The organism is Pseudoflavonifractor intestinihominis, assembly GCF_040096055.1.
In the GTDB taxonomy this organism is placed as follows: domain Bacteria; phylum Bacillota; class Clostridia; order Oscillospirales; family Oscillospiraceae; genus Pseudoflavonifractor; species Pseudoflavonifractor intestinihominis.
This window is the reverse complement of sequence record NZ_JBBMFK010000027.1, coordinates 1-12,531: the sequence shown is the minus strand read 5'-3', so window position 1 is coordinate 12,531 and position 12,531 is coordinate 1. Positions and strand designations below refer to the sequence as shown.

Below are 12,531 nucleotides of genomic sequence, written 5' to 3'. Positions count from 1 at the left end.
TGCGCGGGAGGTATGGCAATGCGAAAGACCGTGCTGATACTCACGGAGAAATTTCAGTCCAAAACACCGCCAGACAAGGAGGCTGTCCGGCGGGCGGTGGCCGCCTGGCTGGCCGGAGCCGGGAAGGCATGAGCGGGGCGGTGCGCTGCGCCATCTACACCCGGCTGAGCAAGGAGGACGAGGACCGGCAGGGGGATGTCTCGGAGAGCATCCGCAACCAGGAGGCCCTGCTCACCGCCTACGCCGCCGACCGGGGCTGGGAGATCTTCCGGGTCTACCGGGACGAGGACTACTCGGGGGCCGACCGGCTGCGGCCCGACTTCAACCGGATGCTCCGGGACGCCGAGGCCCGCCGGTTCCAGGTCCTGCTGTGCAAGAGCCAGTCCCGGTTCACCCGGGACATGGAACTGGTGGAGAAGTACATCCACGGCCTGTTTCCCCTCTGGGGCATCCGGTTCGTGGCGGTGGCCGACAACGCCGACACCCAGGTGCGGGGCAACAAGAAGGCCAGGCAGATCAACGGCCTGGTGAACGAGTGGTATCTGGAGGACCTGTCGGAGAACATCCGCACGGTCTTTGACATGAAGCGGCGGCAGGGGCAGTACATCGGCGGCGCGCCCATCTACGGCTACCGGAAGGACCCGGCCGACCGGCACCGTCTCATGGTGGACCCCGAGGCCGCCGGGGTGGTGCGGCAGATCTTCCGCTGGTCCCTGGAGGGAAAGGGCAAACAGGAGATCGCCCGGCTGCTCAACGCCAGGGGCATCCCCAACCCCAACCGGTACAAGCTGGAGCGGGGCTGGCCCGGCGTCCCGCCGGGCGCCGATGGCCAGGGACTGTGGAACAAGACCACGGTGTGGCGCATCCTCCGCAACGAGATGTACACCGGCGTCATGGTCCAGGGCAGGCGGAAAAAGGTGAGCTACAAGTCCAAGGCCCTCATCGACCTGCCCCGGGCCCAGTGGTTCCGGGTGGAAAATACCCACGAGGCCATTGTGGACCGTTCCCTCTTCCAGGCCGTCCAGCAGGGGCTGTCCCTCCGGGCCAGGGGCGGCGGCAGCGGCACCCCCCACCCTCTGGCCGGGCTGGTGAAGTGCATGGACTGCGGCGCCGTCATGAGCCGGACCACCAACGTGCGGCAGGGCAAGGCGGGGCCGTCCTACCTCCGGTGCGGGCGGTACGCCGACAGCGGCGGCTGCACCCGCCACGCCGTCCGCCTGGACCGCCTGGTGGAGCTGGTGGCGGAGCAGGTCCGCCGGTATGTGGACCTCTGCTGTCCGCCGGAGGCCCTGCCCCTCCTCCCGGCGGCCCCGCCGGAGACAGAGGCGCTGGAGCGGGAACGGCACGTCCTGTCCGCCAGGCTGGCCAAGACCAGTCAGGCCCTGAAGGCCCTCTACCTGGACAGGGTGGAGGGCCTTGTGGGACCGGAGCAATTTTGGGCGCTGAACCAGTCCTTTCTGGACGAGCAGGCCGGGCTGGAGGAACGGCTGGCCCGGCTGGAGGCTCCGCCCTGTCCCGAAAGCAGGGCGGATGCCTCAGACCGGGCCGGAGAACTGCTGAAGCTGGAGCCGCTGCCCCGGGGACTGGCGGCGCTGCTGATCGAGAAGGTGGAGGTGGGAGAGCGGAACCGGGAGACCGGCGAGCAGCAGGTCCGGATCACCTGGAAGTTCTGACGGAATCGTCGGGTTGTTGCCCGCGCCCATGTGGTGGAACCAAAGCTGCCCGGTGCGGTGGAGCGCTACGTCAATCTGGGGGCCTGCTACGACCGGGCAGGGCTCCAGGCGGTGCGGGCCGAGCTGACGACCTGCATGAAGGGCTACAAGGGCTGCTACCAGCGGGCCTACCGGTGCCTGACGGCGGCGGCCCAGATCGGCGAGGACATGCGGGCGGCCCTCATCACCCCCGCTGTAGAGGCCAGACTGGCCAAGAGGACCCGCGGCATCCTGGCCCGTGAGGTGAAGAAGAGCGGAAAGGAGCCGGGGAAAGCGGTGCAGCGGTTCCTGGGGGCCATCACCTGGAAGGGGCCGCTGTGCAACTTTGAAACGGTAGACGCCCTGTGCCGCCGGGTCTATGAGCTCTCCGACAGCTATGGCCTGGCCCACATCATGCTCACCCATCTGGCCGCCGGGGCCATGGCGGCGGGGTACGACGTGATCCTCTGCCCCTCCCCCATGTGGCCCGACCGGATCGAGCACCTGCTCATTCCCTCCCTGTCCCTGGCCTTTGTCACCAGCACCCCCGCCCTGCCCTACGGCAAGCGGCCCTACCGCCGCCTGCGGCTGGATGCCATGGCGGATCAGGAGGTCATGCGGCACCTGCGGGCCAGACTGCGGTTCTCCCGAAAGGTCTCGGCCGCCCTGGTGGAGGAGGCGGTGGACTCCCTGGCCCAGGCCAAGGCCATGCACGACGAGCTGGAGTCCCTCTACAACCCCAATGTGGACTTCGACCAGGTCTACCGCACCGCCGGGGAGATCATCGACCAGCTGAAGGCCCGGCTGCCCGTCACCTGACAAAGCGGGTCCGGACGCGCCTGATGACGCGTTCGGACCCGCTTCTCTCTTTTTACTCCTTGCCGGCCAGCTCCTCCGCCAGGTGCAGGTAGTATTCCGCCCGGTACGCTGCGTGATCCCGGGCGTCCCGCTCCAGGTCCTGATTGTAGTAGTCCATGCCCTCGGTCTGGTAGTGCTCCGTCTCCTCGATGTACTCCGGTACCTGCCGGAAGGCCAGCAGGCCGCGGTACTCCGTCTCCAGGGCCGTGTAGCACTCCACCAGGCACTGCTGGTAGTGGTGGTATACCTCGTGGAGCACCGCGTCCACGCACTCCGCCGCCGACGCCTGGTTCAGCAGCTGGAGATCCATCGTGATGGTGCCCTTCTCCCAGTCGTACTGTCCCACCGTATAGCCCCCCAGGTAGGCGCCGTGAAGAGGCGGCACGTCCGGCGTGCCCAGATTGGCGCTCTCCGCCTGCACCACCACCCCCAGCACATCCAGCCGCTCCTGCTCGTCCAGCTCTGCCCAGAGCTCCTCGTTGAGGCAGACCAGCCTGTTCTCGTCCACCTCCACGCCGGTTTCGGTCCTCTCCACGCTGTCCGCCGTCAGGACCGGGATGCCGAACAGGCCGTTGCTCACCACGGTGACCAGCGCCCCGAAGCAGCACACCAGCGCTGCCAGACGTCCACGGGAGACGAAAAACCGGAGCCGACTGCGGACAAGCTCCCACCAGGACCAGTGCCGCGGCGCCGGGGTCAGGATGCTGGACAGGGCCAGCCCCGCCAGAAGGAGGCACAGCACAATCAGTACCGCCAGCCACTTCCAGCCCCAGTAGGGCCGCACGCAGCAGAAGGAGTAGATGGCAAAGGGCAGGGCGGCGTTGGCCAGGGCGGTGGAGTAGCGGCGCTGCCGGGCGGAGGTGGCCAGATAGCACACCACCTCCGCCGCGGCCACCAGGATCACCAGCAGCCGGACGGACGCGCCCAGCTCCAGCTGCTCCCCGGTAATGGGGCTGACGAACCGGCAGGGGCCCATCCGCCAGAAGGCGAAGAGAAAGACGCCGCTCATGAGCGCCGTGTCCCACAGGAAGGCCAGGTAGCCCTCCTCGTTCCGGTCCCGCATGGTCACTCCTCCTTTTCCCTGTTTTTCAGCGCGGCGGGCAGGCTGGACGCCGCCGCCTCCAGCAGCATGGACAGGTTGGCCGCCTCCACCACCCGGATGTCCCGGCCGCTCCTGTACTGGTACAGCTTGGCGCCCGTCCCCGCGGCGGCGTACACCGTGGTGACGCCGCTGGCCTCCAGGGCGTCCAGGTAGGCGTCGGCGCTGATGTCGTCAAAGTAGGTATTGCCGTACAGATCGCAGCTGCCCAGAAAGGCGCAGTCCGGCCCGAAGTCCCGCCCTGTCAGGGCGGAGAGAATGGCCGCCGCCGCGGCCACGCCCAGGGAATTGCCGCAGGCGTCGTCCACGTTCTGGGACACAAAGAGCACCACGTCCATCACCCTGGACCGCACATCCCGCTGCAGCACCCGGCGCACAAACTCATAGGCCACCTGGCAGCTCTCCTTCAGCTCCTCTCTGTGGACGCCGATGAGCCTCAGGCTGCCGCTGCCCGGTCGGACAGCGGCCTGGATGGGAAAGCACTTCACGCCGTGCTCCCCGCGAAAGACCGCGTTCACCATGCCGGGGTAGAACACCAGGGTCCGCTCCACGCACCGCTCCGGGCCCAGGACGCTGCGGAGCATGGCCAGGTCGCAGCAGATGTCCTCCTCCCCCGACTCCCGCCGGTAGAGATACCGGGAGAGCAGCTTTTCGGCGTACTGCTCCAGGTCGCGGGCACCCGGCTCGGTGGCGTAGCGGGTACACAGGGCCTCCAGGGCCTGGGGCGTCATGGTGAACTCCCCCTGCGCTATCCCCATCCGCCCGGTCAGCTTGGGCAGGGTGTAGCGGGAGAAGATCTCCTTCTTCTCCGCGCCGCTGTACCCGGGGATGGAAATTCGGAGGAACCGGTCCCGGATGGGGCGGCTGATGTCGCCCAGCTCATTGCAGGTGCCCACAAAGAAGATGCCCCGGGTGGGGATGGCCACGTCCATGAAGGTGTCGGTGAAGCCGGTGCCGTCCAGCAGGGTGAGCAGGGCGTCGGCCGGGTTACCCTTGCCGTTGCCGCCGCCCGCCTTGTCCAGCTCGTTGATGACCATGATCACGTTGGCGCTCCTGGCCGCGTAGAGCTGCTGCATGATCCGGCCGGGGCGGCCGTTGCTGTAGATACGGGAGGAGCCGGTCAGGTCCTCGACGTCCCGGATGGTGGACATGTCCAGCACCACCATGGGCAGGCGGAAGATGCGGGCCCACGCCTTGGCGATGGAGGTCTTGCCCACGCCGGCGGGGCCGTCCAGCAGCAGGCCCCAGGAGGGCATGGTGCCCGTCCGCTTCATCTGGGCCAGCACCTCCAGCATGCGCTGCTTCACCGGCTCCAGGCCGTAGAAGGTGCTGTCCATGATCTGCCGGGCCTCCTCCAGGCTGGGCAGGTCCAGGGTGCGGACGTTCCAGTTGATGTTCAGGGCGTAGGTCAGGGCGCGAACGGCGTGCTGCCGCTCCCGCTCGGTCCCGCTCCAGACCTTCTCGCACTGGTCCAGGGTCCGCTCCGCCCAGGTGCGGATCTCCGGCGGGTAGCCCTCGCCGCACACCCGCAGCAGCAGCTTCAGCTCCTCTTCCGTCTGGAACTCCTCCTGGCCGTCCTGTACGGTCAGATCCTGCTCCGCCGTCTCAATGCCCAGATGCCGGAGCATGGCGTTCAGCCTGGCCAGGCTCAGGTTGGTCTTCTTCTCGCCGATGAAGAGGGTCGGCATGGAGCTGCCCGGGCCTCCAGGGTCCAGGCCCCAGACCTGGAACATGTCGGGGTCCATCCTGTCACGCCTTCCGGTGAGCAGCATGGTCTCCTTCTTCTCCGCCAGCCAGAGCAGCAGGGCCCGCAGCCGGGGCTCCTTCAGCTCCACATGCATGGCCTCCCCGCCATACCGGTTGCTGTGGAATACAAAGCCCAGCTCCCCGTCCTCCTCCACAAATCTCCCCACCAGATTCTGGATGCGCCTGTTTACCAGAGCCTCGGGCAGGCACACGGCGATCAGACTGCGCTTTTCTCCCTTGTCTGTCTTTTTCACGGTAGTTCCTCCTCCCGTCCGTCTGTTCCGTTCAAGGGGAAAAACGCTGCAAAAAGCCGATTATCACGGCAGAAAAAAGTTTTTTTCTGGGGCCCGACGCCTTGCCCTCTGTATTCCTCTTCTGTATAATATAGGATATTCCCTCTCCTGTCCAACGGTAGAACGGGATCCATCTGGCAAAAAAGGAGTGATGACGGATGGAATTTGGATCTCAGAACTTTTTCAACCGGCTCAAGGCCGGCGTGACTGCCGGCGACCCGGACGTCTATGTGGACCTGAACGACATGGTGGACCGCTCTGTCAGATACCTGGTCAGCGCTCAGGTGAACGCCTCCGATGTGGAAGACGTGCTCCAGGAGATCAAAATCACAGTCTGGCGGCAGATGAGCTTTTTTCTCCAGTCCTCGGCCGACAACACCCCCTCCCAGCGGAACGCCTGGCTGATCAAGGTGACCAAGAGCCGGATCAACGACTTCCGCCGCAAGAATTACGTGAACCGCCCCCAGCAGCTTGAGGACGGCGACACCTCCGGCGGCGGCACGCCCCCCGAGCCCCACCCCGACCTGTCCTCCCTCTTGACCGCGGAGCAGCAGATCAACTACGAGCGCTGCTGCCGGGCCATCTCCCACATCTGCAATCTGGACATGGCCCCCGACCGGCTGCTGGCCTGCCTCTACAACGGCGTTCTCATCCCCGCCGCCTCCACCGGCGGCGCCCGGAAAAAAGGGGACCCGTCGGCCATCCTCCGCCGCTTCTCCGGCCAGCCTCTGTCCGCGCTCCGGGCCGCTCTGTGGCGCGAGCTGCGCCAGCTGCTCATCCTTCCGCCGCCGGAAGGCCTCCTGGCACCCCTGGACCGGAAGCTGGCAGGCGGCGCGGCGGACACGCCTTTCCAGCTGACCGCAAGGGAGATCACCCTTGTCACCAGCAGGAGCAGGACCTCGGTCAAAAAGAGCCGCAACGAAATTCTGGGAGGTACCCTCGATGAGTGAACATATCACACTGGAAGAGCTCTTCGCCTTTGTCTACGACGACAGCATGGGCCCCGAGGCCATGGCCCGGGCCGCCCGGGTCAACGCCCATCTGATGGCCTGTCCCGCCTGCCAGGACGCCTGCCGGGCCCTGATGGACCTGCGGGAATCGGCGGACGGGCTGGCCTTCCGCGGCGCCGCCACGGACCGGCCCGGCGTGGCGGACCGCCTGCTGGAGGGCGCCGCCTGGTTCCGCCTGCGGGTCCAGGACGCGGCCCGGAAGCTGCTGCTGGACGCCGCCCGGTTCGGCGAGTGCGACTTCGGCCACCCCATCCCCGTGGGGGCCCGCTCGGCGGGAGGCGGCTGCGCCGCCATGGACCGGCTGGTGGACAATGAGAACAGCTGCAACCAGTTTGCCGTACGGGACGGCGCACTCACCGTCCGGCTGGACGCGGAGGAGGTGTCCTCCCTCCGTCCCACGGCGGTGCTCCTGCGGGAGGACGGCTCCCCCGCCGCCATCCGGGAGATGGTCCTGGACGGCCAGGCGTGGACCGCGGAATTCCACGGCGTGGAGGACGGCTCCTATGAACTTGCCGTCCTCTGACCCCCTCTCCCCCGACCGCCTGGCCGCCCTGCGGGATGACGCGCTGGCCCGGGGCCAGGACCATGCCGCCCTTCTGTTCCAGCTCCACCTGCTGGCGCTGGAGCCCGCGCCGGAGGAGCGGGACCGCCTGCTCTTCCTGCTTCCGGAGCCCCTCCGGCAGCTGGCGGAAGCCCCCGCCTGCGCCGGCATGCTGCTGCGCCTCTTCTCCGGCAGCCCGGAACCCTGGGACCCGTCCTCCTTCTCCTTCGGCACCGCCGCCCTGATGGAGACCGCCCTCCTCCTGCGGGAGGAGGCGGAGCACTTCTCCCCCCAGGCGGCCGAGGCCTTGGCACACCGCATCAATCAGACCATCTGGGACCTCTACAGCGAGAACTCCTATGTGTACGAGATGCTCCTGCTCTACGAGATCGTCTACTACTACCAGGGCCAGCCGGGAGCGCCGGTCATCCCGCTCTACCGGGACGCCCTGGAGCCCTGTCTTGACACGCTGGCTCAGATCGACGGAGCCAGCGTGTCTGATCTTCTGCTCATCGTGGCCGCCCTCCTCCGGGAGGACAAGGCCCGGCTGCCCGAGGCGCAGACCCTGCTGGAGCGGTGCGTTGTCCTCCGGCAGGCCTGTTTTGAGGAGCGCAGCCCCTTTCTGATGGCGGCCCGCGGGAGTCTGATGGACCTGTGCTACGCCATGGGGGACGCCGACGGCGCCCTGGAGGAGAGCCGCATCCTGCTGCGCCAGCCGGAGAACGACCTCACCCGGCCTATCCTCTGCCACGCCCGCCTTCTGGCTGCCGATATCCTGCTGGACCGGCTGGATACCGCCGGTGTGGCGGACCATCTGCGCCGGACCGGGGCACTGCTGCGGCAGCTGCCCGCGGAGGCGGACCCGGACCGGCGTCTGCGCTTCCGGCTGCACACCGCCTGGGCCCGCTACTATTTTTCCAGCGCGGAGGAGCCCTCCGGCCTGAGCCGGATGGAGCTCCACGCCAAGCAGGCCTATCTGCTGGCCCGGCAGGAGAAATACGGCGGCGAGGACGTCCTGGTGGCCATCAACAACCTGCTCTACCCTCTGGCCTACTCCTCCCAGGACAGGGAGGCCGTCCGGTTGGTCCGTGAGGCGGCCGGGCTGATAGACGCGGAGGGGCTGCACCATACCCGGGCAGCCGCCATCGTGGGCGTCACCGCCCGCCTGTTCGGCCTGGAGTCCCTGCTCCCCCGGGAGATGGCCCGCTCCCTCAGCAGCTTCTCCCTCTCGGAGAACGACACCGTGCTCCGCTTCTGGTCCCTCTTTGACGGGGCCTATTCCCAGCTTCAGGACGCCCAGCCCTCCGGGGCCCGGCTGGACCAGCTCGCCGCCGCGCTGGACCGCTGTCAGGCGCTGCTCAACCGGCTCCGCCCCGGCGTGACCTCCGCCTCCATCGCCCTCAAGCGGGCCAGGGCCCTCCTCTCCCTCCGCCAGGGGAGGGGCGACGCCGCCCGGCAGTGGACCCTCTCCGCCCTGGAGGACGCCCGGAACCACCCGGGGCTCCACCCCCAGGGCATGCTCTTCGGCACCGCCCTGCCCCTGCTGCCCTTTCTGCCCGACCTGCTGGACAGTGCCTCTCTCCAGGCCCTGCTGGACGAGCTGGCTGGCGGCATGGCCGACCGAATCCGCCGCATCCTGGACTGCCGGGATGAGGAGTATATCCTCAACTCCCTGTGGTCCAACACGGTAATTGTCAACTTCACCCTGGCCCTGGCCGATCAAGGTGTCATCGCCTGGGGCGCGGACCGGCTCTACGAGCTCATCATCAACGGGAAGTCCATCTACTCCCGGTTGCTGCGCATCAGCCGCAGGCGGCGGGAGTCCCACCCGGAGGACGCCCCCATCTACCGCAGGATCGACAGCCTCCGCTCGGACATTATGGACGGAAAAGTGGAAAAACTGCTCCGGGGCGTCTCCCGGGACCTGTCCGGCCCGGAGGAGGAAAAACGGCTGCTGGAGCTCTCCCTGAAGGGGGACCTGCCCGGGGCCTTCCAGTGGATCACCTGCGGGGAGATCGGCCACCGCCTGCCGCCCGGCGCCGTGCTGCTGGACTACTACGCCTACCCGGCCAACCGCTCCGGCCAGCTCCTGCCGGAGGATATGCGGTACGCGGTCTTTGTGCTCTTCCGCCGGGAGGATGGGACCCTCCGCCTGCGCCGCCTGCCCTCCGTGGATTTTCTCCAGGTGCGGCGCAGCCTCCTGTCCCTGACCGGCGGCCCGTCCGCTGAGCGTGAGGGCTGCTGCCGGGCCCTGTACCGGCTGCTGTTTCAGCCGGCGGAGCCCTTTATCGGCCCGGAGGTCCGCACCCTCTTCCTCTCCCCGGACGGAGATCTGCCCAAGCTGCCCTTCGGCCTTCTACAGCCGGAGCGGGATACCTTTCTCTGCGACTGGTACAGCCTGATCTACCTGGAGAGCGCCCGGGACCTGAAGGCGGATCAGGCCATCGACCCGGTGGGACGGGAGGCCCTGGTGATGGGCAACCCGGACTTCTCCCTCACCCCGGTGGACCCGGCCCAGGTCCCGCCCGGTCTGGCGGGCAATCTGGTGGACAAGGTGCCCTTCACCAAACTGGAGGCCCAGATGGTGGCGGAGAAGACCGGCACTGTCCCGCTGATGCGGCGAAAGGCGGACAAGCACGCCCTCCAGGACTGCCGGGCCTCCATCATCCATATCGCCACCCACGGGGCCTTTTTCAGCGGCGGTGAGGACGGCAGCGGGGCGTATGAATACGCCCCCAATCCCATGGGCCGGGCCTGCCTGTACTTTGCCGGCGCCAACGACTGGCTCCTGACCGGCCGGCAGGACCCGGTGCTGGGCAACGGCGTGCTCACCGCCGAGGAGCTGTGCCACTGCCGGATGTCCCCGCCCGATCTGGTGGTCCTGTCCGCCTGCTTCAGCGGCATGGGGGACATGCGCCAGGGCAACGGCATCGTGGGGCTCCAGACCGCCTTCAAGGTCCAGGGCGCCAGGGCCATGCTCCTGTCCATCTGGGAGGCCGACGACTTCGCCTCTCTGGTGCTGATGGACCGGTTTTATGACAATCTTGTCTCCATGCCCGCCGGCCAGGCCCTCCGGAACGCCCAGCGCTACCTGCGCACGGTCACCATCGGTGCGCTGGACGAAGCCGGATGGTTCGACCCCCGCCGTCTCCGCCGCATCGGCCTGGTGGCGGAGGACATGCGCAGAATGTCCCGGCTCAGCCCCGCGCACCGGCCCTTTGCCTCTCTCCGCTGCTGGGGCGGCTACATCCTCTACGAATAATGTTTTTTCCGGCCCTGCCGTGACAATCTCCTCCCTGCTCCGTTTTATTGGGTGTATGAGCCCAATACAGAGCAGGGAGGATTTTTTATGGAACACATTTCTTTTTTCTCCTCAGACGGACAGCCCCAATCCCCCGAGAGGCCCGGCGCTGTGGGGCTGGACGCCGGGGAGGTTTTCCCCGTCCACTCCGCCACGAAGGAGGACGAGGATATTGACGAGGATATTATGGACTGGCTGCTGGATGGAGCATACAGCTCCGATGAGGAGGCCGATGTGGATGCAGAGGATGACGAGGAGGAAGAGGACGACCTCAGCTGGAGAGACAACATTGACGCGGCCATTGATGCGTCGATAGAGGACAGGGAGGCCGCCATCCACTGGAAGAACAAGGTCAACGATGCCCTGGATGAGTGGGAGGTGGACGGGGAGGACAACATTGACGACATGGATCTCGAGGCGCTTCTCGAGATGCTGTCCCGCCATGAGGACCAGCGCAAGGCCCTTCTCCGGCGGGTGCAGTCCGAGCTCCGGGAGGAGCTCAACCGCCGCGGATACCGCTATATCGAGGGGGAGATGACCCATTACAGCGAGGGACACAGGAAAAGCGAGCCGGCCTTTTTCGTCCTATCCACCCACTTTGACCTGTCCATCACGCTGGAAGACCGGCCTCACTGCTGTGTGCGGTTCAAGGTGACGTTTCCCATTCTCTGCGGGCCGGAGATGGCGCCGGCCCTGTTGATGCGCCTCGCCGAGTTCAACAAGGCCATGCGCTACTTCAGCTGGAACTATGACTCCAGCGACCATGCCATCACCCTGCGGGAGACCATCCCCTTCTGGGATGAGGAGCTGTCCCGCAAGGTGCTGAGCACACTGATGGGCTGTGTGCTCTACCTGCCCCTGATGGCCTTTCCCGAGTTGGAGTGGCTGTCCACCGGTATCATCACCACTAAGGTAGACGCCCAGCAGCTGGAAAAGATGCGGGAATTTCTCCAGCGGCTGGAGAGCGGCGGCCCCTGCCTGTCCCCCCGCGCACTCCAGCGCCTGCGGGACGGGCTGGCGTCCACCAAGCCTTATGAAGGAAAAATCTGATTTTTGGTGCAAAAAGGCCGGACAGCTGTGCTGTCCGGCCCTTTTATGGGTTCTGGGAAAAATCAGGCCTTTCTGCCCACGTAGACCAGCTGAGTGCAGCGCTGGATGCCGGTGCGCTCATACCGCTCCTGGATGCTCTTGGCCTCGGCCAGCAGCTGCTCGTACTCCGGCTTGCCCGCGGCCTTCTTCTCCACGGCGGAGGCCAGCTTGGCGGTCTTGCCCGCCAGCTTCTTGTCCATCTCGGGCTCCTCCAGCAGGTCCACCGTCTTCACGTCGGTGAGCGGCAGAGAGCTGAGGATATCGACGATCTCCTGCCGGTTCCAGGTGGGACGCTGGAAGCCGCCGGAGAGCATGTCCAGCTTGGCCTCCAGGCTGTGCTGGAGGAAGTGGGTCTGCTGGGCCTCGTTCTGGTTGTCCGAGTACATCTCGTTGACCAGGAACCAGCCGCCGGGCTTGAGCACCCGCAGCATCTCCTGCAGCACCGCGTTGTAATCCTCAATGTGGTGCAGGGTGTTGGAGATGGCCACCAGCTCAAAGGTGTCGTCGGGGAAATCCATGTGGGCGCCGTCGCCCTGGACAAAGGTGATCCCCTTGCCGCCGTTCTTCTCCTTGGCCTCCTCCACAGTCTTGGGGTCGCACTCCAGGCCGATGACCTCGGAGCCCTCCGGCATGGCCTCCACCAGGGTAAAGGCAAACTCACCGAACCGGGTGCCCACATCCAGGGCCTTGCCCGGCTTCAGGCCGGGCAGATATTCTTTCAGATGCAGCATGACTGCGATATCCTTCTTTCTGGCTGTTCTTCATTCTCCGGGCGGCAGGCGGCGTGGAGAGAGCACGCCGCCTGCCCGCCGTTGTATTCTGTCTTACTTGGACAGGTAGGCGTTGATCTGCTCGGCGCCCTTCTTGCCCGCGCCCATGGCCAGGATGACCGTGGCCGCGCCG

Annotated in this window: 9 protein-coding genes and 1 pseudogene; 6 read left to right on the top strand and 4 right to left on the bottom strand. The window is 66.7% G+C overall.

Annotation, left to right across the window (positions count from 1 at the left end):
* Positions 1 to 128 precede the first annotated feature (128 nt).
* Positions 129 to 1,673 (top strand): recombinase family protein, encoded by a 1,545-nt coding sequence (locus WMO64_RS13830; protein ID WP_349232337.1) that lies wholly within the window; start codon positions 129 to 131, stop codon positions 1,671 to 1,673.
* Positions 1,674 to 1,703: 30 nt separating this feature from the next.
* Positions 1,704 to 2,510 (top strand): hypothetical protein, encoded by an 807-nt coding sequence (locus WMO64_RS13825; protein WP_349232336.1) that lies wholly within the window; start codon positions 1,704 to 1,706, stop codon positions 2,508 to 2,510.
* 52 nt (positions 2,511 to 2,562) lie between these two features.
* Here WMO64_RS13825 and WMO64_RS13820 read toward each other — a convergent pair whose 3' ends face one another.
* Together WMO64_RS13820 and WMO64_RS13815 are read right to left on the bottom strand one after the other, a co-directional pair.
* Positions 2,563 to 3,612, bottom strand: coding sequence for a hypothetical protein (locus WMO64_RS13820; RefSeq protein ID WP_349232335.1), 1,050 nt, complete (start codon positions 3,610 to 3,612; stop codon positions 2,563 to 2,565).
* A 2-nt stretch (positions 3,613 to 3,614) separates the two neighbouring features.
* Entirely contained in the window at positions 3,615 to 5,648 is a 2,034-nt protein-coding gene (locus WMO64_RS13815) for an AAA family ATPase (protein ID WP_349232334.1), read from the bottom strand.
* Between the two features lie 197 nt (positions 5,649 to 5,845).
* Between WMO64_RS13815 and WMO64_RS13810 the strand changes: the two genes are divergently transcribed.
* From WMO64_RS13810 to WMO64_RS13795, 4 genes are all read left to right on the top strand, one after another.
* Positions 5,846 to 6,637, top strand: coding sequence for an RNA polymerase sigma factor (locus WMO64_RS13810; RefSeq protein WP_294521039.1), 792 nt, complete (start codon positions 5,846 to 5,848; stop codon positions 6,635 to 6,637).
* On the top strand, positions 6,630 to 7,220 hold the full coding sequence (locus tag WMO64_RS13805; RefSeq protein WP_349232333.1) for an anti-sigma factor: 591 nt from the start codon (positions 6,630 to 6,632) through the stop codon (positions 7,218 to 7,220). The genes WMO64_RS13810 and WMO64_RS13805 overlap by 8 nt, the downstream gene beginning before the upstream one ends.
* On the top strand, positions 7,201 to 10,500 hold the full coding sequence (locus WMO64_RS13800) for a CHAT domain-containing tetratricopeptide repeat protein (RefSeq protein ID WP_349232332.1): 3,300 nt from the start codon (positions 7,201 to 7,203) through the stop codon (positions 10,498 to 10,500). The genes WMO64_RS13805 and WMO64_RS13800 overlap by 20 nt, the downstream gene beginning before the upstream one ends.
* A gap of 87 nt (positions 10,501 to 10,587) precedes the next feature.
* Positions 10,588 to 11,589: a hypothetical protein gene (locus tag WMO64_RS13795; protein ID WP_294521046.1), complete on the top strand. Its 1,002-nt coding sequence runs from the start codon at positions 10,588 to 10,590 to the stop codon at positions 11,587 to 11,589.
* 62 nt (positions 11,590 to 11,651) lie between these two features.
* On the opposite strand, the gene WMO64_RS13790 is transcribed toward WMO64_RS13795, so the two are convergent.
* Together WMO64_RS13790 and WMO64_RS13785 are read right to left on the bottom strand one after the other, a co-directional pair.
* Positions 11,652 to 12,359 (bottom strand): class I SAM-dependent methyltransferase, encoded by a 708-nt coding sequence (locus WMO64_RS13790; RefSeq protein ID WP_294521048.1) that lies wholly within the window; start codon positions 12,357 to 12,359, stop codon positions 11,652 to 11,654.
* A gap of 93 nt (positions 12,360 to 12,452) precedes the next feature.
* Positions 12,453 to 12,531 (bottom strand): annotated as a pseudogene (locus WMO64_RS13785) (FAD-dependent oxidoreductase); the annotation flags it as partial.

Excerpts from the sequence above, each read along its gene's own strand:
- WMO64_RS13830 (WP_349232337.1), top strand. The coding sequence starts at position 129 with ATGAGCGGGGCGGTGCGCTGCGCCATCTACACCCGGCTGAGCAAGGAG.
- WMO64_RS13795 (WP_294521046.1), top strand. The coding sequence starts at position 10,588 with ATGGAACACATTTCTTTTTTCTCCTCAGACGGACAGCCCCAATCCCCC.
- WMO64_RS13800 (WP_349232332.1), top strand. The coding sequence starts at position 7,201 with ATGAACTTGCCGTCCTCTGACCCCCTCTCCCCCGACCGCCTGGCCGCC.
- WMO64_RS13805 (WP_349232333.1), top strand. The coding sequence starts at position 6,630 with ATGAGTGAACATATCACACTGGAAGAGCTCTTCGCCTTTGTCTACGAC.
- WMO64_RS13810 (WP_294521039.1), top strand. The coding sequence starts at position 5,846 with ATGGAATTTGGATCTCAGAACTTTTTCAACCGGCTCAAGGCCGGCGTG.
- WMO64_RS13820 (WP_349232335.1), bottom strand. The coding sequence starts at position 3,612 with ATGCGGGACCGGAACGAGGAGGGCTACCTGGCCTTCCTGTGGGACACG.
- WMO64_RS13790 (WP_294521048.1), bottom strand. The coding sequence starts at position 12,359 with ATGCTGCATCTGAAAGAATATCTGCCCGGCCTGAAGCCGGGCAAGGCC.